This window comes from Paraburkholderia sp. DD10, from assembly GCF_049177125.1.
Taxonomy (GTDB): Bacteria; Pseudomonadota; Gammaproteobacteria; order Burkholderiales; family Burkholderiaceae; genus Paraburkholderia; species Paraburkholderia terricola.
Window position 1 is genome coordinate 3,307,579 of sequence record NZ_CP185392.1, and the last position, 20,752, is coordinate 3,328,330.

Consider the following 20,752-nt stretch of genomic DNA (forward strand, 5'->3'; position numbering starts at 1 on the left):
CGGTCTTGGGTAATGCGGCGGCAAGCCCGCCGCGAAACGAAAATCCCGCAAGCGGCAGTATAAGTCTGGAACCTCGCACGAGACAGCAATGTAAAGCGTGCTTACACAATGCTCCACGCGACAGCGCCGCATGTGCGTCGCGCCACAGCGGCGGACATGCGGCGCTTCATACCTCGCTCATGCGTTGCTGTCACATCGCTGCCGCATGGCAGCGATGCATGCCGCTGAAGGAGTCGACTGAAGCGGTCTACTGACGCACGACGGCCGGCGGTTGCCAACTGCCGTCGGTGGCTTCCGGCCTGGGTGCGTACAGACGCAGCACCAGTTGCAGATCCGCGCGCGGCGCGGGCAGCCAGTTGCCGCTCTTGCCGCGCGTGGACGACACGATCACGTCGAGCGAACCGTCGCGATTGCGGCGCGCGCCATTGCGGTCGCCGACCGCGAGACGCGCCGGCGCGCTTTCGCCCAACGCGCCATCCTTCGTATAGGCGGTGATCGACCAGAAGCCGCGCACCGGCGGCAACTGGTTCGGCGCGAAGTGAATCACGTAGCGGTTCGCGCCGTTGAGCGCATGGCCGTCGCTGTCCTGGGTGACGACCGCGCGCACTTCGTCGTCCTTCGTGCCGATGCCCGGTTGCGTGGCGGCGGCATAAGCGCGCAGCGCGTAATCGGGACCGTAGTTGCCCACGCCGTCGCCGAACCAGTTCCAGCCGTTGCCGGTCAGCAGATTGGACGGCTGCGTGACGACGCGCTCGTGACCATCGGCGAGACCGGCCGCGACGGCCTCGGGCGCGTTCGGCAGCTTCACGGGCTCGCCTGGCGTCACGCCCAGGTCCGAAAGGAATTTCAGTGCATGCGGGTCGGCCGGCGTCGGCGGATTGTCCGGCAAGGCCTGCGCGAGCCGGTTGAAGAAACCGTTGGCGTCGAGCGCGGCGACCTGCGCGGCCGGCGTGCCGGAGGCGCCCACTGCGGCATCGGCGGCACTCACGCGTGGCGCAGCGATCGACACCGAGCGCGTGTCGCCTGCATAGACGCTCAGCGGCGCGACGCGAATGGCGCGCTGCAGCTTGCGCACCGCCGTCAGGTCGCGCGTGCCGTTCGACTGAATGCGCACGATCACCCACGCGTTGCGGGTCGGCACGTCGACGCGCTTCACGCCCTTGGGCAAGTCGCCCTGCCAGCCGGGGCTCACGAACGCAATCGTTTGCGCCTTGATGCCCGCGGCGCGGGTGGCGAACTGCGAACTGGTCGACCAGACGACGTTGGTCCACATGTCGAGCACGCGGGCGTCGACGTAACGGCCGCGCGAGTCGGGCAATGACACGATCACCGGCTCGCTGCCCACGTCCAGCCAACCAGTCGAATCCAGCGTATCGAGGCTCGGCTGCAACGGATACGCCGCGCCGATCGGCGGCAATGCCTGGGCGTGGCGCAACGTATTGAGCGGCGCCTGGCCCGGATCGGTGCCGACCGCCGCGTCGCGTGCGACGCCCATCAGCACCAGCGGATAGCCGAACACATAAGAATCGGCGACTTCGTCCTTGATCCAGCCAGTATTTTTTTGCGTCGCGGACGGGGTGGACGCGCACCCCGCCAGAAGTGCGAGGCCCGCGAGCGATGCGCAGGTCCAGTGAAGCGTAAACAGTTCTCGGCGATTTTTTATCATTCGTTCAGGTGGCGGAACGTGCTGCCCTAAGGGAGACGTCGGTACGCAGCGAATCTGTCCGCGTGGTCTCGCAAGACCCAGCGCAGCCAGTCCGCGGTGGCGATGCCGACAACATCGGGGTTGTATCGTATCCTTGTCCGCCAGGCAAGCGCAAAGGTCGCAATAGCGGTTGTAACGAGCGAACAACGTGCATTTGCGGTGCGGTTGACGATTTTTGTCAGCCCGCCCGGCGCGCGCCGCCGAGATTCTTTTTCGTTCACCGCTGCCTCGGTCCACCCATGATTCCTCCTTGACCTTGCCATCATGGGAAGGTTAATACTGGGTTCAGAACGCGGCCTCATGCCGCCACGAGCCTTCCACCATGACTGAACTTGCCAACCCGCAGCGCTCCGCCGAGGCTGCCGCCACGCCCGCCCGCACCGCCGAACTCGACATCGGCGGCATGACCTGCGCCTCGTGTGCGATGCGCGTCGAAAAGGCGCTGGCCAAAGTGCCGGGTGTCGTGCGCGCGTCGGTGAATCTCGCCACTGAAAGAGCCCGCATCGACAGCGATGCCACCGTCGAACTCGAAACGCTCGCGAACGCCGTGCGCAAGGCGGGCTACGAAGCCACGCCGTCAGCACGCGCCGACGACGCGGCGTCCGTCCAAACGCCGCAAACCGCGGAGCTGACGATCGGCGGCATGACCTGCGCGTCGTGCGCGATGCGCGTCGAAAAAGCGTTGGCGAAGGTGCCGGGCGTCGCTAGCGCGTCGGTGAATCTCGCGACCGAAACGGCAACCGTCAATCTGAGCGACGCGGCCACCGAAGCGGAGGCGCTGATCGCCGCCGTCACGAAAGCGGGCTACGAAGCGTCCTTGATCGCGCCGCCGGACACAACGCCGGCCGGCGACAACGCCGGCAACGCCCTCCCCGCCGACCGCAAACGCGACGAGACTCGCCGCGAACTCGCGGCCGTGCTCGCGTCCGCCGTGCTGACGCTGCCGCTCGCCGCGCCGATGATCGGCGAATGGTTCGGCGTTCACGTCATGCTTGCGCCGTGGCTGCAATTCGGCCTCGCCTCGATCGTGCAGTTCGTGTTCGGCGCGCGCTTCTATCGCGCGGCCTATCGCGCCGTGCGGGCCGGCGCCGGCAACATGGATTTGCTGGTGGCGCTCGGCACGTCGGCGGCTTATGGCATCAGCGTCTATGAACTCGCGACCCATCCGGGCGACATGATGCATCTGTACTTCGAGGCTTCGGCGGTGGTCATCACGCTGGTGCGCTTCGGCAAGTGGCTCGAGGCGCGCGCCAAGCGCCAGACCACCGACGCCATCCGCGCGCTCAACGCGCTGCGCCCGGATCGCGCGCGCATCCGCGTCGGCGCGGACGAACGCGACGTGCCGCTCGCGCTGGTGCGCGTCGGCACGGTGGTGATCGTGCGGCCCGGCGAGCGCGTGCCGGTCGACGGCGCGGTGCTCGAAGGCCGCACCCACATCGACGAATCGCTGATCACGGGCGAAAGCCTGCCGGTGCCGAAGCAGGCGGACGATCCGGTCACGGCCGGCTCGATCAACGGCGAAGGCGCGATTGCCGTGACGACCACCGCGATCGGCGCGGAAACGACGCTCGCGCGAATCATCCGGCTGGTGGAAAGCGCACAGGCCGACAAGGCGCCGATCCAGCGGCTGGTCGACCGGGTCAGCGAAATCTTCGTGCCGGCGATTCTGGCGATCGCGGCATTCACGCTGGCGGGCTGGCTGATCGCCGGCGCGGGCGGCGAAACCGCGATCCTGAACGCGGTTGCCGTGCTGGTGATCGCCTGCCCGTGCGCGCTCGGGCTCGCGACGCCGGCCGCGATCATGGCCGGCACCGGCGTGGCGGCGAAGCACGGCGTGCTGATCAAGGACGCCGAGGCGCTGGAAACCGCGCATCGCGTGAACATCGTCGCGTTCGACAAGACCGGCACGTTGACGCTCGGCCAACCGTCGGTGACGGCGTTCGAACCGATCGGCGGCATGGGCCGCGACGAGGCGCTCGCGCTCGCCGCCGCGGTGCAACGGCACAGCGATCATCCGTTGGCGCGGGCCGTGGTGAAGGCGTATGAAGCGGCGATGTCGGCGTCGGCTGAGGAGCCGTCGACGAGCGACGAGGCTGCCGCCTCCGACTCCGCCGCCGTCGCGGCACCCGCGTTGGCTATGGCGCTCGCCGCCAGCGCCGCACGCGCGGTCCCGGGCCGCGGCGTCGAAGCGGACATCGACGGCCACACGCTGGCGCTTGGCAGCACACGCTGGCTCAACGAACTGGGCATCGCGTTGCAGCCGGAACTCGCCGCACGCGCCAAACAACTCGAAGCCGACGGCAACACCGTCTCCTGGCTGATGCGGCGCGATTCGCAAGCGCCCGCCGCGCTCGCGCTGATCGCTTTCGGCGACACCGTCAAACCGACCGCGCGCGCCGCCGTCGAACGTCTCGCGCGGATGGGCATCAGGAGCGTGCTCGTCACCGGCGACAACCACGGCAGCGCGGCAAGCGTCGCGAGAGCGCTCGGCATCGACGAGTTCCACGCCGAGGTATTGCCCGACGACAAAGCCCGCGTGATTCGCGACCTGAAAATCAACAGCGCCGGCATCGTCGCGATGGCCGGCGACGGCATCAACGACGCGCCCGCGCTCGCCGCCGCCGACATCGGCATTGCGATGGCGACCGGCACCGACGTCGCGATGCACGCGGCCGGCATCACGCTGATGCGCGGCGACCCGGCGCTGGTGGCCGACGCCATCGACATCTCGCGCAAGACCTGGCGCAAGATCCAGCAGAACCTGTTCTGGGCTTTCGTCTACAACCTGATCGGCATTCCGCTCGCCGCCTTCGGTTTGTTGAACCCGATGCTGGCGGGCGCGGCAATGGCGTTTTCGAGCGTGAGCGTGGTCACCAACGCGCTGCTGCTGCGCGGCTGGCGCGGCGCACCGGGCCGCTGAAGCGAGCAAGCGCGGAACATCTCGTAAGCGATGTTCCGCAATGACCCGACGCTTTCGATTAGCTAAAGAAAACGGGCGGTGCGGTCGTAAACAAGACACCGATGCCGGATATGCCTACGCATGGTCCGCGCAGCGCTTCTCTTCCCTTACTCCGCAACCGCCCATGGAACTTCTCTCATTGCGCCGCGCCAGCGTCGGCGCCCGGCTCGCCGTGCTCTCCTGCGTGCTGGTGGCGTTGATTTTCGCCGCCTTCGCGCTGGCGCTCACGCGCACCGCCGGCAAGCAGGTCAGCGATCAGGTGCTCGAACGCATTGCCGATAAGGACCGCTCCATCGCGGCGATGATCACGCTGTTCGACAAGGCGCTATCGACCGAAGTCGATCGCTCGACGTCGCTGTTCGCGAGCTTCCTGCCTCCCACCTATACGCTCGACGAAACGCAGAAGATCGACGTCAACGGCGTCGCCGCTCCCACCATGAAGGCCGGCGACAAAGTCCTGAACATGGATTTCACGATCCCCGACCAGTTTCTGGAACGCAGCGGCGCGATCGCCACCGTGTTCGCACGCAGCGGCGACGACTTCGTGCGCGTGACCACATCGCTGAAGAAACAGGACGGCTCACGCGCGATCGGCACGCTGCTCGACCGCAAGGGACCGGCGTATGCGCTGGTCGTCGCGAACAAGTCCTATACGGGACTCGCCGCGCTCTTCGGCAAACGCTACATCACGCAATATCGCCCCGTCACCGATGCAAGCGGCCGCGTGATCGGCGCGCTGTTCGTCGGCGTGGAGGTGGACAAGGAAATCCAGTCGGTCGAGGAAGGCATTCGCAAGCTGAAGATCGGCGACAGCGGTTATTACTTCGTGCTCAACGCGTCGAAAGGCGCGGATCGCGGCAAGCTGATCGTTCATCCGGCCGCCGCCGGCCAGAACGCGGACAACGCGAACGCGCCGTATCAGCAGATGCTCGACATGAAGGAAGGCCGGCTCGAATACAGCTCGGCCGACGCGACGCTCGGCGAGAGCGGCCCGCGCGACAAGTTCGTGTCGTTCGTCACCGTGCCGGAATGGCAATGGCTGGTGGGCGGCGTCGCGCCGCGCGACGAGGTGATGGCCGACGTCACCGCCACCCGCAATCAGTTCCTGCTGATCGGCTTCGCGCTGGTCGGCGTGTTCGCCGTGGTGTTCCTGTTCGCGGTGCGCCGCCTCGTGAGCCGTCCGCTCGATGAAGCCGCCAAGGCGTCCGAGCGTTTCGCGGCGGGCGATCTGAGCGTGCGCGTGGCGCAAGCCGGCAACGCGCGCGCCGATGAGATCGGCCGCCTGATGCAGTCGATCGACGGCATCGGCGAAGGTCTTGCGCGCATCGTCTCGCAGGTGCGCAACGCGTCGGCCGACATGTCGCACGGCACCGAAAAGATCGCCACCGGCAGCGGCAACATCGCCGCGCGCATCGCCACGCAGGCAAGCAGCCTGGAGGAAACGGCGGCCAGCATGGAGCAGATCACGTCGACGGTGCAGCAGAACGCCGACCACGCCGTGCAAGCCAACACGCTCGTCACGCGCGCCGCCAATGCCGCGCTCGAAGGCGGCCGCGCCGTCGAACGCGTGGTCTCGACGATGGGTGAAATCAGCCGCTCGTCGCAGAAGATATCGGAGATCACCAGCGTGATCGAAGGCATCGCGTTCCAGACCAATATCCTCGCCTTGAACGCCGCGGTGGAAGCGGCGCGCGCCGGCGAACACGGCAGGGGCTTCGCGGTGGTGGCCTCGGAAGTGCGCGCGCTCGCGCAGCGCAGCGCGGCTTCGGTGAAGGAGATCGAGAGTTTGATCGCGGCCTCCACGGCGACCGTCGACAGCGGTTTTCGCATCGCCGAGGAAGCCAGCGCCACGATGCAAGGCATCGTTCAACAGGTCGGCCAGGTGCGCGCGATCATGGGCGAGATCAGCGTGGCGTCGCGCGAGCAATCGGGCGGCATCGAACAGGTCAATCTCGCCGTCACGCAGATCGGCGAGGCGACCCAGCAGAATGCGACGATCGTCGGCGAAGCGGAACTCGCCGCGGCCGAGTTGCGCGAGCAGGCCGCGCGTCTCGCGCAGGTGGTGAGCGTGTTCAAGCTGGGAAGCGGGCGCGATTGAATCCTGCCGCAGCGACGGCGCGTTGCTTCTCACGCGCCGTTATCGTCGCCCGTTTTCGCTGTCGCCGCGCCTCAGAACTCGACGTCCAGTTCGTCGATCTCTTCCACTTCCTGTTGCGCGTCGGCGATCCACTGCCGCATTTCGGGCAGCGCCATGATGCGTTGTCCGTATTCGACGATCTCAGGGTCGAGCTTCACGTCGTAGGTGACGAAGCGCGTCACCACCGGCGCGTACATCGCATCCGCCGCGGTGCGCTCGCCGAACAGAAACGGACCGCCGTACTCCTTCAGGCACTCGCCCCAGATCGCCACGATCCGGTCGATATCCGATTGCGCGCGCGCCCATACCTTGAAGCCCGGAAAATGCGCCTTGAGGTTCATCGGCAACGCCGAGCGCAACGAGGCGAAACCCGAGTGCATCTCGCCGCAGATCGAGCGGCAATGCGCTCGCGCGCGAATGTCTTTCGGCAACAGCGCCGCTTCGGGTTTCAGTTCGTTCAGATATTCGGCGATCGCCAGCGTGTCCCAGACCTTGATGCCGTCGTGCACGAGACACGGCACGAGGATCGACGGCGACAGCAGCAGCAGTTCGGCGCGTGCGGCAGGGTCGTCGATCGGCGTCACGATCTCTTCGAACGGCAAGCCGCTGAATTTCGTCAGCAACCAGCCGCGCAGCGACCATGACGAATAGTTCTTGCTGCTGATGGTGAGCGTCGTTTTCGTCATACGTTTCTCCTCCGATGAGGCGTTCGTCGACGCCGGGCGATGTCCATGCACGCTGCCGTGCGCGGGCGCACCAAAGCGCGGCAATCCGGGCGCGCTCGTTTAAGGCGCGCAAATGCTATGCCAACGCGGGGCACCGCCGCCCATGCGCGCCTATCATTGGCACATGACTTGCCTATATTCGTGCTCTTTTTCCTCTTACGCATTCGTGCGAAGGTTATGAACCTGTTCGCATACCCTACTTACCAGGCTTTCGCCGACATGATGCTGCCGATTCGGCACGGCGCGGCACTGGTGAATCATTCGCTCAACGCGTGGCCCGCGTTCGGCGAAACCTCGCGTGGCCGCTCCCTCGGCGCGGCCTGCGATCTGTTGACGCTAGCGGGCCTTACGCCCGTGCGGCCGCCCTTCGGCATCGACAGCGTGGTGGCGGAAGGCAAGTCCGTCGCGATCGTCGAGGAGATCGCGGCGCACACGCCGTTCTGCTCGCTGCTGCATTTCCGCAAGGACACTACGCTCTCCTCACCCCAACCGCGCGTGCTGGTGATTGCGCCGATGTCAGGCCACTTTGCCACGCTGTTGCGTGGCACTGTGCGCACCATGCTGGCCGAGCACGATGTGTACGTCACCGATTGGCACAACCCGCGCGACGTGCCGTTGAGTCAGGGGCGCTTCGGCTTCGACGAATTCGTGCAGCACGTGATCGACTTCACCGAAACGATCGGCCCCGGCGCGCACCTTTTGGCGGTGTGCCAGCCGACGGTCGCCGCATTGGCCGCGGTCGCGCTGATGGCCGACGACGATCACCCCGCGCAGCCCGCCAGCATGACGCTGATGGCCGGCCCGATCGATACCCGCATCAACCCGACGCGCGTCAACGATCTGGCCAAAAACAAACCGATCGAATGGTTCGAGCAGAACCTCATCAGCGCGGTGCCGTTCGGTTTCGCGGGCGCTCACCGGCGCGTGTACCCGGGCTTCGTGCAACTGAGCGCGTTCATGTCGATGAATCTCGGCCGCCACCTCGAGTCGTTCGAAACCATGCACTACGAGCGCGCCAAGGGCGATCCCGGGAAAGCCGACACTATCCGCACGTTCTATGAAGAATACTTCGCGACGATGGACCTGACCGCCGATTTCTATCTGGAAACCGTCGATACCGTTTTTCAGCGGCACGCCCTGCCGTTGAATGAACTCGAAGTGCAAGGGCGCCTGGTCGATCCTTCGAAGATTCGCCGCACGGCATTGCTCACCGTGGAGGGCGAAAAGGACGACATTTGCGCGGTCGGCCAAACGCTCGCCGCGCAGGACATGTGCGATAAATTGCGGCCGTATCTGAAGACGCATCATGTGCAAACCGGCGTGGGGCACTACGGTGTATTCAACGGACGCCGCTGGGAGCGGCAGATTTATCCGCGCGTGCGGGCCGTGATTTACGACAACGAACCGCGCGCGGTCCTCGTGAGTTCGCGGGCGCGCACGATCGCGCCGGTGCATATCACCGCTGCCGCCGAAATCAATCGAGCAGCGCCGGCCGCGACGGCGGTGGTCGAGGTCGAAGTGGAAGGCGCGCTGGGTTCGGCGCCGAACGGCGCCGGCTCCCGTGCCGCCGCGAAGCCCCAGGCGTCGCAGGCATCGCGCCCGATACGCAGACGGCCTCCCGCCACGCCATGAGTGTTTAACGGGCGGCGGCTCGCTTCACGCTCGCATCAGGTGATGCGGAGCCGCGCTCGATCCGCGCCTGGTTTTGCCCCGGTTTCCGCTCATGCCTCGACGCTTTTCCACGGCGTCACCGCCGGCACGTCGCACGGACCTTCCACTTTGAGCGACTTGAAATCGGCCGGCGAAACGATCTCGAGGTACTCCATATCCTCTGAGTAATCGAACAGATAATGGACGATGCCCGGCGCCTGATGCACGCAGTCGCCGGCGGCGACGAGCGTCTCCTTGTCGCCGTACATGAAGCGCGCCCAGCCCTTCAACATGATCACGATGTGGAAATCGGCCTCATGCCGGTGCCAGCCGGTGCCTTGCTCTGGTGCGTGATTCGCCTTCACGAGTTGCGCGAGCACCTTGCCGTCGGTCGCTTGCGCGATGCCCAAGTCGCGGTAAAGAAAAAAATCGCGTAAGCCCTGATCCACGTAGGACGTATCTTGCGGACGGACATGACTGAATTGCGTGGCGAATTCGGTGGACATGATCGCGCTCCTGGACAGTGAGCCGGCGGTTGAAAACGACGCGTTGGAGCGTCGGTGGCAAGCATCAAGCGGGCCAGTCGTTGCGCTTCGATCTTGCGCGATCCGCGAGAGGTGCGATGGGTGTCGCGCCGCATTGCGCGGCGCGATGCGCTTGCAACGCGGTAGTGTCTATACGCTCGGGCGGAACATCTGGAACATGTCGCCGATGGCCGCGTAGTCGGCGCGGTAACCCGCGCGCATGATCGGCTGCGCGGCGTGGGTATCGAACAGGCCGTCTTTCAGATACGCCTCGTCGATGTGCACGCCGACCACCTGGCCGAGCGACAGGTAGTTGTCCATCGGCTTACCGTCGAGGGTATGCAGGCGCACCACTTGCAGCAGCTTGCATTCGAGCGCGGCCGGCGCTTCGGCGACGTGCGGCACGCCGACGTTGCAGCCCGCGGCGGGCGTCAGCCCCGCGAGTGCGAATTCGTCGACATGCGGCGGCACGGGCGCTGAAGAGCGGTTCATCTGTTCAGCGAGCGGCCTGCTGGCGAGATTCCAGACGAACTCGCCGGTTGCCTCGATGTTGGCGATGCTGTCCTTGCGACCTTCGCTGCAAAAACCGATGATCGGCGGAGAACTGGCGAACGCGCCGAAGAAACTGTAGGGCGCGAGGTTCAGCGTGCCGTCCGTGTCGCGCGAGGAAATCCAGCCGATCAGGCGCGGGGCGACGATCGCCTTGAACGGGTCATGTGGAAGGCCGTGACCGGCAGCGGGGTCGTAGAAGTAATGGGACATGGGTTGGCGTTGACGTGCGTTTTTGTTGGCGGACAGGCGAGCGGTCTTTATACCGCAGACTCGCTCCAACTGCCGGCGCGCGCGATTCGTCACCGCGGCTAATCAAGTCCGATCACGCCAACGCTTCCTGCACGTGCCTCGGCAACACCACTCTGAATGACGAACCTTTGCCGATTTCCGTTTGCACGTCGATCCGGCCGCCCTGCTTTTTGACAACGCCGTATGAGATCGACAGACCCAGCCCGGTTCCGCCGCCGACGGGCTTGGTCGTAAAGAAGGGATCGAAGATCCTGCCGCGGTGCTCGGGCTTGATGCCGCTTCCGGTATCTTCCACTTCCACCCACACGTGCTGTTCATCGTGACCTGTCCGCACGGTGATGCACCCATGCTCCTCGATCGCCTGGGCCGCGTTGACGAGCAGGTTCATGAACACCTGGCCCAGTTGCGACGGAATACATTCCACTTGCGGAATCGCGCCGTACTCCTTCTTCACTTCCGCCTTGTGCTTGAGTTCGTTCCAGACGATATCGAGCGTCGTATCGAGGGTGCTTTCGAGGCAGGCCCACCGCCGCTCCGTCGCCTCCTGCTGCGAGAAATCCCTGAGACCCTGCACGATGCGCTTGACTCGCTGCATGCCGTCGACGGATTCCGTCAGCAGTGTCGCGATGTCGGTTCGCAAGTAGTCGAGATCGAGCTCGCGTTTCAATTCGTGGATCGCCGCGCGCGACGCGGGTGTCATTTCCGATTCGACTTTCTCGTAAGCGGAAAGCGCAGCGAACAGATCGGCCACATACCGTTTGAACGTACCCAGATTTGCGTTGACGAAGCCGACCGGATTGTTGATTTCATGCGCGACGCCTGCTGCAAGCTGCCCGATCGACGCCAGCTTTTCCGATTGCAGCAACTGACCGTGAGCGTGCGCGAGTTCGTGGATCAGTTCTTCCTGGCGCGCCCTCTCCTCTTGAAGCGCGACGTTGGCCAGTGCAAGCTGCCGGCGGTCCCGCTGAAACTGTTCGACCGCTCGCGCCATCTCGCCGATCTCGTCGCGGCCCTGAACGGGAACCGGCACGTGTTCGCGGCCAACATCGTCAAACCGCAGGTTGCTGCTGACCAGTTCCAGCCGCGAAAGCACATGCTTGCCGAGAAATGCGTGCGCGACGAGCCATGCGAACGCAAGACAGCTCGCGATCATCGCCGTGATCCAGCGCTGATTGTCAGCCGACGTATCGGCCAACCGCTGCACCGCCTCCTGAAAGTCGCGCGTGTAACGGTCCGATTGAAGCTCGGCGGATTCCACCATGACGGCTGCCTGCCGGCGCAGCGCTTCGCTGAACCGGTCGTCGATCTTTTTAGCGCCGGCCTCTGACCCGGCGACTCCCGGCCCGTGATGCGAAGCAGCCGGAATGCGCGCGTCATCCGAACCCAGTTGGCTCTCCCGCAATTGCGCGACGATATTCACGGTATTGCGGAACAACTGGCTCGACTGATGCAGGTCGAGCACGCTGACGTCGTTGTTGGCGGCGGCAAGGCGGCCCGACAGATGATCGAACGCTTCCAGTTGCTTGAGGATATCGGCGTAGCTGGCTCGCGTCGTCTCGACCGACCCGGCCGTTTCCAGTTGCGAGGATTCGCGCTCGATCAGCAGCGTTTGCTGAACCAGTTCGTGCGCGACGTCCATGAGAACGAGCTGATCGTTGGCCAGCAGCCGGGTCGCGCTGGTCGACGCCCGCAGCGCGTACACCGCGGTAATCCCGCAGGTCGCGATGAGCACGGCCAGTACCACCGCGGCCCAGATGAATTGCGAGCGCAGTGATCGTGGCAGCATTGCGGCGCGGACGTCCCGCAAATTCATAGTCGGTTCCTGTGCATTCGCCGCCGGAGGCTATCGCTTCCAGATGCCGCGGTAGATGGTCCGGTAACCGTTGTCCGGGTCATATTGGCCAAGCAATCCGCCGTCGAATTCGATATTGCGCGCCGTCACCAGATGAACCGGCGACACATAGCCGGTGACCTGCTGATGCGCGAGCAGACGGTTTAACTCGTCGACGAGTTGCCAGCCCTGGAGATTGAGCGGCTCGGCGACCGTGCCGGTCTGAAACGTGCCGGCCTGGATGCGCAGGAACGCGGCGGCGCTGCCGTCGCCGGCCGACAGCATGCTGAGGCTTCGGCTCGCGCGCCCGGCGCGCGTGAGTTCGGCAGCCGCATAGTCGAAGTAGATATCGTTGATGGCGAGCGCATACGTCCAGTTCTTTCCGTGTCGAGCGAGAAGCCGGTCCGTGACGGCCGGCATCAGTCCGGCGCTTTTCGAAATGGCGAGATCCTGCACGGCCAATAGCGTGCAATCCTCGCATGCGCGGATTACCTCCAGCATCGCATCTGTCTTGGCCTTGGCGATCTGGAAATTGCTGTCGGTGAAGACCACGATCCCGCCGTGTCCCGCCGATTGCGTGACCGCCGCCATGGCCGTGATGCGCGCCACGTCCAGCGGATTCGTGGAGACGTTCACCGCCACGGGACTATCCGGCATCACGCCGGCGCGAGAACCGACATGCCAGCCGACCATCGGAATCTTTTGCGCCGCGAACGGCAAGAGCTGCGGCTTCATCTCTCCGGCATCCACGCCGACGAGTATCACGCCGTCGGGCCGCAGCGCGAGCGCGGCGGCGACCGCGTTGCGCCGGCCCTCCGACGTGCCGCTCGCGTCGTAGACGCGCGTTTTCCAACCGATGACGTCCGCGGCTTCCTTGATGCCTTTCGCCACGCCGAGGATGCCGCCGTTGCGCAAATCCTCGCTGACGATGGCAATGGTCGCGCCGGACACCGCCGCCGGTCCCGACGCCGGTCCGCTCCAGCGCGAACTGCGCTCGGACGCCTTGTCGACCGCATGCTGCATCTGAGCCATGCTCATTGCGGCGCGCGGTTCATTGCCTTCCGGGTTTGGCGACGCGGCCAGCGTGTAGACGGGCTGGATCGAACACCAGCAAAGTGCTAACGCCCCCATTGTTCGTTTGCAACTCGAGAGCATGCTTCCCCCAGATTACGAGGCACGAGGTCGACGTGAAGCGAATACGCGAACACGCCGGGAGTGACTTGTTAACGGCGCGAAGGCTATGCCAGTTGATAGCGGAATCGATAGCGGAAACCCTTACCGATCTTCAACGCGCTTCGGAGCCGGCCCTGACAGGCCGGTTTTTTTATGCCTTATCGCCCAGGGGTGACCCCGATACGGGAAGCGTTCGTGAGGCCGTTATTCCAAGAGAGCGGCAACATGAATCCATTGCTTACTACCGCGGGAAACAGCATTCCGCACCCTGCAAATATAAGGGGCGTTTCGTGACGACCAATCTGTCGGAATCCATCGTCGAACTCGTGAATTGCGGGGTCTTCGCTCTGGACCGCGATCTGCGCATCCTCGCCTGGAACCGCTTCATGCAATCTCATAGCGGCCGTTCCGCCGAGGAGGTGATTGGCCTGGAGCTTCTCGACGTGTTCCCCGAATTGCCGAGAGAGTGGCTGAAGAGAAAAGTCGAGGGCGTTTTCGTGCTGGGCACGCCCGCTTATTCGTCGTGGGAGCATCGCCCGTTTCTGTTTCACTTCGAGCACTCGCGCCCCATTACCGGGCCAATCGACGCGATGCGGCAGAACTGCAGCTTCATTCCGATCGAGAACGCCGAGCGCGAGGTGACGGCGGTGGCGGTCACCATCGTCGATGCGACGGATGTTTGCATTGCCTACGGCGAATTGCAGAAGCGCGAACAGACCGTGGCGAATGCATTGGCCGAATTGACCGTGCGCAATAGCCAGCTCACCGAGCTCAATGACGAATTGGCGCATGCGCACCAGCAACTGCTGCAATCGGAAAAACTCGCCGCGATCGGTCAACTCGCGGCAGGCGTTGCCCATGAGATCAACAACCCTGTCGGCTTCGTGCTTTCCAACCTGAACACGCTTGAGGGCTACATCAAGACACTGATCCGCTATGCAGAAGATATGAATCAGCTCGTCGCGCGAACCGCGCCGTCCATCGAGCCCGACTTGCGCGCATTGACCGCAAGCGCCGACCTGGACTATCTGCTGGACGATGCGCCCGCGCTCGTGCAGGAATCCCGGGAAGGTCTCGCCAGAGTTCGCACCATCGTGATCGATCTGCGGGACTTCTCCCGCATCGACAGCACGCACGTCTGGGAATGGTGCGATCTGCACCGCTGCATCGAGTCGACGCTGAACATCGTGCATAACGAGGTGAAGTATCGCGCCGATCTGGTTCGCGATTACGCCGAGATACCGCTCGTGCGATGCATCCCCTCGCAGATCAGCCAGGTGGCGTTGAATCTCGTCGTGAACGCGGCGCAGGCGTATGCCGGGAAACAGGATCAGCACGGCGCGGCGCAGGGCAAGATCACGATCCGCACCGGCGTCGACGACGCCGATCCGTCACGCATCTGGTTCGAGGTGGCGGACGCGGGGTGCGGCATACCCGCCGAGCACCTGAGCCGCATCTTCGATCCGTTCTTCACCACCAAGCCGGTGGGCCAGGGAACCGGCCTCGGGCTATCGGTCAGCTACGGCATCGTTAATGCGCATCACGGGCAGATTTCCGTGACCAGCACGGTCGGCGCCGGCACGACATTCCGCGTCACGCTCCCGGTGGACGCAGCGGAACAGTCGCCCCAACCCGGCAAGACGGAGCCGGTCGTCGCGCATGCGAGCGCGCCGGATGCCCAAACCCAATCCACGCTGGCTTCAACCGGCAGATAGAGGACCCTATGGCTCTGCCAATACTCGTTGCCGACGATTCGGCGCTCGCCAGGAAATTGCTCATTAAATCCTTGCCCGATGACTGGGAGGTGGACATCACGCAGGCGTCGGACGGCGCCGCGGCACTCGAATCCTATCGAGCCGGCAAAGGCGCCGTGATCTTTCTCGATCTGACGATGCCGCACATGACCGGATTCGAAGTACTCGAGGCAATCCAGCACGAAGGACTCGATGCCTTTGTCATTGTCGTATCGGCGGACATTCAGTCGGGTGCGGTCGAGCGTGCGAAAGCGCTCGGTGCGATCGGCTTTGTCTGCAAACCCGTTTCGCCCGAAGCGATCGGGGCAATCCTGAGGGAGTATGGTCTCCATGAATGAACAGGGTCTTAACGAAGACCAGCGCGATGCTCTGCAGGAGATCTGCAATGTCGGAATGGGAAAGGCAGCCGCCGCGCTGGCAACGCTACTCGGCGCATTCGTCACGTTATCGGTGCCGGGCATCAGGCTGGTGAGCACCGCCCAGTTGCCTGAAGCATTGCGAGGGCATGGCGTCAGTCAGTTGCCGCCTGTGCGCCAGGCTTTTCAGTCGGATATTTCGGGGGAAACCATCGTGCTGTTCGGCGCGGACGGTCAACGCGAACTCCGGCAATTGCTGGACTACGACCTCGAAAACAGCGACGCCGGCAACGAAGCGCTGTGCGACATCGCCAACCTGCTGGTGGGTGCTTGTGTTCAAAGCGTCTTCGAACAACTCGGCAGGCGCATCAGCTTTTCGAGCCCGACGCTGCTGCCGGTAACGGAAGGGTCCAACCTTGGCCACTTCGAGAACGGCCGCTGGGGCCTCGCGCTGCTGCTGGAAATTCACTTCACGCTCGAAAAAGGCGGCTTCGGCGCACGCATGGTGATGTTGCTGCCCGACGAAGCCATCCGCGGAATGAAGCATGCGCTCGACCAGTTTCTCAGCTCGATCTAGTGCAATGCCGGCGAACAATCACCAAGGAAATCCATGTCCGAACTTCAGGTAACCGACCAGATGCCCGGCGCGAGCGAATCGCCCGCGGCATCGCAAGAACCCCTCGAAGCGCCGGTCCCCACGCTGTTGCTGGTGGATGACGAGCCAGGGGTCGTCTCATCGCTCAAGCGGCTGTTCCGGCCGCTCAAGTACGAGGTGCTCTCGGCGTACAGCGGCGCCGACGCGCTTCAGTTACTCGAAACAGCGCGCGTGGATGTGATCATCTCCGACATGCGCATGCCGAACATGGACGGCGCCGAATTCCTGTCCCGCTCACGCTCGATCGCGCCCGACGCGATCAGGATTCTGCTGACCGGATATTCGGAGGTGGAGGCCGTGGTGCGCGCGGTGAACGAAGGGCACGTCTATCACTACCTGCACAAGCCGTGGGACGACCAGGACCTGCTGCTGACCATCCAGCGCGCGCTCGAACAACTGCGCCTGCAACGCGAAACCGTGCGCCTGACCGAATTGCTGCAACGGCAGAACGAAAGGCTGGCGAGCTTCAACACGGAACTCGAGCGCGACGTTCATGCGCGGACGGAGGAAATCCGCCAAACGGTCATGTTTCTCGAAGGCGCCCAGCAAGATCTGAAGAGCAATTTTCTAACGATGGTGAAGGTCTGCGCGAACATGGTCGAGATGCGCTGCGGTCTTCCCGGTCATTCGGCGAGAATCGGCGAACTGGCGAAACAACTGGGTGCGTCGATTGGAATGAGCGACTACGCGTGTGGCGAATTGTTGATGGCGGGCCTGTTGCACGGCATCGGCAAGCTCTTTCTTCCCGACGCGTTGCTGAAGACGCCCATCGCGAAGATGCAGCCGCAGGAAGCCAAGCTTTATCACCTGCATCCGCTGCATGGACAAATGGCGCTGAGCCCCGTGTCGCAACTCGCCAATGTGCAGGCCATGATTCGCCATCAATATGAGCGCTTCGACGGACGCGGCGCGCCCGACGGCCTCGCCGGCAGTTCCATTCCGATCGGCGCTCGCATTCTCGCGCTGGCCCGCGACGTGGAAGATTTGCGCATCGGCGCGATTGCGCCGCAAAAGATGACCGACGCGCAAATCGTGTCCACCGTGCGTTCGCAGTCGGGCATTCGCTATGACCCGGCCATCGCCGACAAATACATCGAGTTGGTCACGAGTCACGCCGAACTATCGCCGGAAGGCGTGCCCGATACGGTCGACGCGTCGCATCTGAAAGAGGGAATGAAGCTCGCGGAAGACCTCCGCACTTCACGCGGCACGCTGCTGATGACCAAAGGCAAGGTGCTTTCCGCGGATCAGATCGCGCAGATCCGGCGCTTCGAGATTCATGAGGAAGAGCGCTTCGTCATCCTTGTGGAGCGAAGCCTGGTGGCTACCGCCGCGACGCGGGCGGCGTGACGTGCTGTCCGCTTCCACCGGGAAGCGCGTGTTTGGGCGAGGCCACCGGCCGTCAACGCGGTGGCCCGTCCGTATCGCCCGGCTCGATACGCGGCTGCGCGAGCCGCGGCTCGGGCTCCTTGCCGGCTATCGTCGCCAGAATCAGTTCGGCGATGACCCTGCCGGACGACTCCCCGGTCGGCTGCACGACGGATGTCACCGTGTGTGACGAAGCGACGTCCGGCGGCACGCCGTCATAGACGATCAGCGAGATTTCCGTACCCAGTTGCTTGCCGCTCTCGACGATCGCGCGACACGCGCCGGCGCCCGCGAGGTTGTTGTCCACCACCAATGCCGTCGGCGGCTCGGCCAGTTCGAGCAGCGCTCGCGCCGCTTCATACCCGCCCGTCCGGTTGAACGCACATTCGATCATGAGCGACGCCTCCGGTTGAATGCCGGCCTCCCGCAGCGCGCTGACGAAACCCGCGCGCCGTTGAGCGGCAAAGCTCATCGTCAGCGGCGCACTGAGCAAGCCGATTCGTCGGTGCCCGAATGCGATCAGACGTTGCGCGGCGGCCCGCGCTCCCGCCTCGTTGTCGAAGTCGAACCAGCCATAAGGCGTGGGGCTGTTGGTCCGCCCATAAGCGACGAAGGGAAACTGACGCGCCTGAAGAAACCGGATGCGCGGATCGTCGACGAGCGTGCGCGCCACGATCAGACCGTCGACCAGTTTGCCTTCGACCAGCCGACGGTACGTCTCGAGTTCCGCGTTTGGCCGTGCGGAAACAATGATCAGATCGAGGTCGCTTTCGCCGAGGCGCTCGGTCATGCCGGCCACGACCTCACCCAGACGCGGATCGCCAAGGTCGCCCGTACCGAATGGATAGACCATGCCCACCGCTTCGGCGCGGCCGGTGGCGAGCCGCCGCGCGGTTGGGTCGGGGTGGTAGCCGAGTTCGCGCGCCGCCTCGATTACTCGCAGGCGGGTTGCTTCATTCACGTCGTCATAGCCGTTGAGCGCCCGGCTAACGGTCGTGCGGGAAAGTCCGAGCGAGTCGGACAGCGTCTTTAGATTCACCTTCACGTTTCCACCTTGGCGTTGCTCTGTTTTCCCCTGGGGCGGCCTTGCGTGGCGGGGATTTGGCGCCGGTTGGGCAAGCGTCATGGTACCTCAAAACTTACCAATCCTTTGACAATCCAAACCGGTTTGGACTATGATCCAAACCGGTTTGGATATGTCGTGTCTCCGACGTATTGGAGTCACGGCTGTTCCTTGGGGTCCGCGAGAGACCATTCGTAGTTCCTAAAACAGACGTCCGGCAGGTTCTTGCCCGATCAGCAACATGGGCAAGGCCGGCCGACAAACGTCGTTTCCTATTGCTGTTTCCGGCAATGAGCTTTCCGCAATCCGGCGCCAGCGTCACAGGCGTCTCCGGCATCACCAGGTTCTGAAGCAGATATTTCGTACCAACAAGTCAAACGGCAACGCTCCGGCGGTTTCCCACGGCCCTCGTTGCGCACTCTTCCAGGATGTGAACCCGATGAACAGACTTCGATCCCCGCAATTCCCGTCAACTCGCGCCCGCCTGCGCTCGACCGCGGTGTGCGGCACGCTGCTCGCCGCCGCGGCGGCTCCCGCGCTGGCCCAATCGTCCGCGCCGGGCTTCCCCGCGCCGACTCCGCATACGCAGCAGGCCTACGACCCCGAGAGCAGTTTCACGATGCGCTGGACGCGTGCCGATGTCCGGCAAATCAAGGCGCAATCGCACACGGCGACCGCCGCCGACAAGAACTCGCTGCCCGCGGCGCTGACCATGCCGGACATTCCGGCGGACTTCCCGCTGATCAACTCGAACGTGTGGGTGTGGGACACATGGCCGCTGTCGGATGTCAAAGCGGACAACCTGAGCTACAAGGGCTGGGAAGTCATTTTCTCGCTGACCGCCGATCCGCACGCGGGCTATTCGTTCGACGATCGCCACGTGCACGCTCGCATCGGCTTCTTCTATCGCCGGGCGGGGATTCCGGCGTCACAGCGCCCGGCGAACGGCGGGTGGACCTACGGCGGACATCTGTTCCCGGACGGCACGAGCGCGAAGGTCTTCGGCACCGCGCCGATGACGCAGAACGCGGAATGGTCGGGCTCCGCGCGGCTGACGAACGGCAACAACCTCAGCCTCTACTACACCGCGCTGTCCTTCAACCGCTCGGCCGAGGGCGGCCAGGACATCACGCCGCCTATCGCGATCATCACGCGCACCGACGGGCACATTCACGCGGACGACACGCACGTCTGGTTCGACGGATTCGACAAGCACGACGCGCTGCTCGAACCGGACGGCAAGCTGTACCAGTCGCGCGAGCAGAACACGTACTACTCGTTCCGCGATCCGTTCGTGTTCACCGATCCGGCGCATCCGGGCAAGACCTTCATGGTGTTCGAAGGCAATACGGGCGGCCCGCGCGGCGCGCGCACCTGCACCGAGGCGGATCTGGGTTATGCGCCCAACGATCCGTACAAGGAGGATCTCAATGCGGTGATGAACTCCGGCGCGACCTACCAGAAGGCGAACGTCGGTCTCGCGGTGGCGACGAACAAGCAGCTCACGGAGTGGAAGTTTCTTCCGCCGCTGCTGTCGGCCAACTGCGTCAACGATCAGACCGAGCGGCCGCAAATCTATATCAAGGACGGCAAGTACTACCTGTTCACGATCAGCCACCGGCCGACCTACGCGGCGGGCGTCGACGGTCCTGACGGCGTGTACGGTTTCGTCGGCAACGGTATCCGCAGCGACTTCCTGCCGTTGAACAAGGGCAGCGGCCTCGTGCTCGGCAACCCGACCGATTTCGACCAGCCGATCGGTGCGCCGTACGCGCTGGACCCGAACCAGAATCCCCGGGCATTCCAGTCGTACTCGCATTACGTGATGCCGGGCGGCCTCGTCGAATCGTTCATCGACGCCGTCGGCCCGCGTCGCGGCGGCACCCTGGCGCCGACCGTGAAGCTGAACATTCACGGCGATTCGACCGACATCGACCGGACTTACGGCAAGGCTGGTCTGGGTGGCTACGGCGACATTTCCGCCACTCGCGCGGCTCCCGGCCAGGGCGGCGCGAACAACGGTCAGTAAGCCGGACGGTTGGATGCAGTGC

Annotated in this window: 15 protein-coding genes; 8 read left to right on the forward strand and 7 right to left on the reverse strand. The window is 64.3% G+C overall.

The window, feature by feature from the left end; translation table 11 throughout:
• Nucleotides 1-247: 247 nt before the first annotated feature.
• A complete protein-coding gene (locus ACOCG7_RS15005; RefSeq protein ID WP_421376160.1) occupies nucleotides 248-1,666 on the reverse strand; it encodes a DUF1254 domain-containing protein in 1,419 nt (472 codons plus the stop codon).
• A 361-nt stretch (nucleotides 1,667-2,027) separates the two neighbouring features.
• On the opposite strand from ACOCG7_RS15005, the gene ACOCG7_RS15010 reads away from it, so the two are divergent.
• Nucleotides 2,028-4,625: a heavy metal translocating P-type ATPase gene (locus ACOCG7_RS15010; RefSeq protein ID WP_421376162.1), complete on the forward strand. Its 2,598-nt coding sequence runs from the start codon at nucleotides 2,028-2,030 to the stop codon at nucleotides 4,623-4,625.
• Nucleotides 4,626-4,788: 163 nt separating this feature from the next.
• Nucleotides 4,789-6,762 (forward strand): Cache 3/Cache 2 fusion domain-containing protein, encoded by a 1,974-nt coding sequence (locus ACOCG7_RS15015; protein WP_421376164.1) that lies wholly within the window; start codon nucleotides 4,789-4,791, stop codon nucleotides 6,760-6,762.
• A gap of 71 nt (nucleotides 6,763-6,833) precedes the next feature.
• On the opposite strand, the gene ACOCG7_RS15020 is transcribed toward ACOCG7_RS15015, so the two are convergent.
• Nucleotides 6,834-7,487, reverse strand: a complete 654-nt coding sequence (locus ACOCG7_RS15020; RefSeq protein WP_154872509.1) for a glutathione S-transferase family protein — start codon at nucleotides 7,485-7,487, stop codon at nucleotides 6,834-6,836.
• A 216-nt stretch (nucleotides 7,488-7,703) separates the two neighbouring features.
• Between ACOCG7_RS15020 and ACOCG7_RS15025 the strand changes: the two genes are divergently transcribed.
• Entirely contained in the window at nucleotides 7,704-9,158 is a 1,455-nt protein-coding gene (locus tag ACOCG7_RS15025) for a polyhydroxyalkanoate depolymerase (RefSeq protein WP_421377648.1), read from the forward strand.
• Nucleotides 9,159-9,247: 89 nt separating this feature from the next.
• Here the strand turns inward: ACOCG7_RS15025 and ACOCG7_RS15030 are convergent, their stop codons facing one another.
• The 4 genes from ACOCG7_RS15030 to ACOCG7_RS15045 form a co-directional block, all read right to left on the reverse strand.
• Nucleotides 9,248-9,682 (reverse strand): cupin domain-containing protein, encoded by a 435-nt coding sequence (locus ACOCG7_RS15030; protein ID WP_421376166.1) that lies wholly within the window; start codon nucleotides 9,680-9,682, stop codon nucleotides 9,248-9,250.
• A gap of 168 nt (nucleotides 9,683-9,850) precedes the next feature.
• A complete protein-coding gene (locus ACOCG7_RS15035) occupies nucleotides 9,851-10,462 on the reverse strand; it encodes a flavin reductase family protein (RefSeq protein WP_421376168.1) in 612 nt (203 codons plus the stop codon).
• Nucleotides 10,463-10,574: 112 nt separating this feature from the next.
• On the reverse strand, nucleotides 10,575-12,314 hold the full coding sequence (locus ACOCG7_RS15040; protein WP_421376170.1) for an ATP-binding protein: 1,740 nt from the start codon (nucleotides 12,312-12,314) through the stop codon (nucleotides 10,575-10,577).
• 30 nt (nucleotides 12,315-12,344) lie between these two features.
• Entirely contained in the window at nucleotides 12,345-13,463 is a 1,119-nt protein-coding gene (locus ACOCG7_RS15045; RefSeq protein WP_083081800.1) for a substrate-binding domain-containing protein, read from the reverse strand.
• Between the two features lie 332 nt (nucleotides 13,464-13,795).
• Between ACOCG7_RS15045 and ACOCG7_RS15050 the strand changes: the two genes are divergently transcribed.
• Genes ACOCG7_RS15050 through ACOCG7_RS15065 form a run of 4 tightly spaced genes read left to right on the forward strand, consistent with a single transcriptional unit; the run spans nucleotide 13,796 to nucleotide 17,620 of the window.
• The gene (locus tag ACOCG7_RS15050; RefSeq protein WP_421376172.1) at nucleotides 13,796-15,220 is read left to right on the forward strand and encodes an ATP-binding protein; all 1,425 of its coding nucleotides are present in this window, start codon (nucleotides 13,796-13,798) and stop codon (nucleotides 15,218-15,220) included.
• An 8-nt stretch (nucleotides 15,221-15,228) separates the two neighbouring features.
• Entirely contained in the window at nucleotides 15,229-15,597 is a 369-nt protein-coding gene (locus ACOCG7_RS15055) for a response regulator (protein WP_073431328.1), read from the forward strand.
• Entirely contained in the window at nucleotides 15,590-16,192 is a 603-nt protein-coding gene (locus tag ACOCG7_RS15060) for a chemotaxis protein CheC (protein ID WP_073431327.1), read from the forward strand. The genes ACOCG7_RS15055 and ACOCG7_RS15060 overlap by 8 nt, the downstream gene beginning before the upstream one ends.
• A 33-nt stretch (nucleotides 16,193-16,225) precedes the next feature.
• Nucleotides 16,226-17,620 carry an HD domain-containing phosphohydrolase gene (locus ACOCG7_RS15065; RefSeq protein ID WP_073431326.1) on the forward strand — a complete coding sequence of 465 codons (1,395 nt, stop codon included), beginning with the start codon at nucleotides 16,226-16,228 and terminating at the stop codon, nucleotides 17,618-17,620.
• A 52-nt stretch (nucleotides 17,621-17,672) separates the two neighbouring features.
• On the opposite strand, the gene ACOCG7_RS15070 is transcribed toward ACOCG7_RS15065, so the two are convergent.
• Nucleotides 17,673-18,683, reverse strand: coding sequence for a substrate-binding domain-containing protein (locus ACOCG7_RS15070; RefSeq protein WP_421376176.1), 1,011 nt, complete (start codon nucleotides 18,681-18,683; stop codon nucleotides 17,673-17,675).
• 457 nt (nucleotides 18,684-19,140) lie between these two features.
• Here ACOCG7_RS15070 and ACOCG7_RS15075 point away from each other — a divergent pair, with 457 nt between their 5' ends.
• Nucleotides 19,141-20,730, forward strand: coding sequence for a glycoside hydrolase family 68 protein (locus tag ACOCG7_RS15075; protein ID WP_421376178.1), 1,590 nt, complete (start codon nucleotides 19,141-19,143; stop codon nucleotides 20,728-20,730).
• Nucleotides 20,731-20,752 lie beyond the last annotated feature (22 nt).

Coding starts and splice junctions, on each gene's coding strand:
- ACOCG7_RS15055 (WP_073431328.1), top strand. CDS start 15,229: ATGGCTCTGCCAATACTCGTTGCCGACGATTCGGCGCTCGCCAGGAAA.
- ACOCG7_RS15065 (WP_073431326.1), top strand. CDS start 16,226: ATGTCCGAACTTCAGGTAACCGACCAGATGCCCGGCGCGAGCGAATCG.
- ACOCG7_RS15040 (WP_421376170.1), bottom strand. CDS start 12,314: ATGAATTTGCGGGACGTCCGCGCCGCAATGCTGCCACGATCACTGCGC.
- ACOCG7_RS15010 (WP_421376162.1), top strand. CDS start 2,028: ATGACTGAACTTGCCAACCCGCAGCGCTCCGCCGAGGCTGCCGCCACG.
- ACOCG7_RS15005 (WP_421376160.1), bottom strand. CDS start 1,666: ATGATAAAAAATCGCCGAGAACTGTTTACGCTTCACTGGACCTGCGCA.
- ACOCG7_RS15015 (WP_421376164.1), top strand. CDS start 4,789: ATGGAACTTCTCTCATTGCGCCGCGCCAGCGTCGGCGCCCGGCTCGCC.
- ACOCG7_RS15030 (WP_421376166.1), bottom strand. CDS start 9,682: ATGTCCACCGAATTCGCCACGCAATTCAGTCATGTCCGTCCGCAAGAT.
- ACOCG7_RS15075 (WP_421376178.1), top strand. CDS start 19,141: ATGAACAGACTTCGATCCCCGCAATTCCCGTCAACTCGCGCCCGCCTG.
- ACOCG7_RS15060 (WP_073431327.1), top strand. CDS start 15,590: ATGAATGAACAGGGTCTTAACGAAGACCAGCGCGATGCTCTGCAGGAG.
- ACOCG7_RS15025 (WP_421377648.1), top strand. CDS start 7,704: ATGAACCTGTTCGCATACCCTACTTACCAGGCTTTCGCCGACATGATG.
- ACOCG7_RS15020 (WP_154872509.1), bottom strand. CDS start 7,487: ATGACGAAAACGACGCTCACCATCAGCAGCAAGAACTATTCGTCATGG.
- ACOCG7_RS15045 (WP_083081800.1), bottom strand. CDS start 13,463: ATGGGGGCGTTAGCACTTTGCTGGTGTTCGATCCAGCCCGTCTACACG.
- ACOCG7_RS15035 (WP_421376168.1), bottom strand. CDS start 10,462: ATGTCCCATTACTTCTACGACCCCGCTGCCGGTCACGGCCTTCCACAT.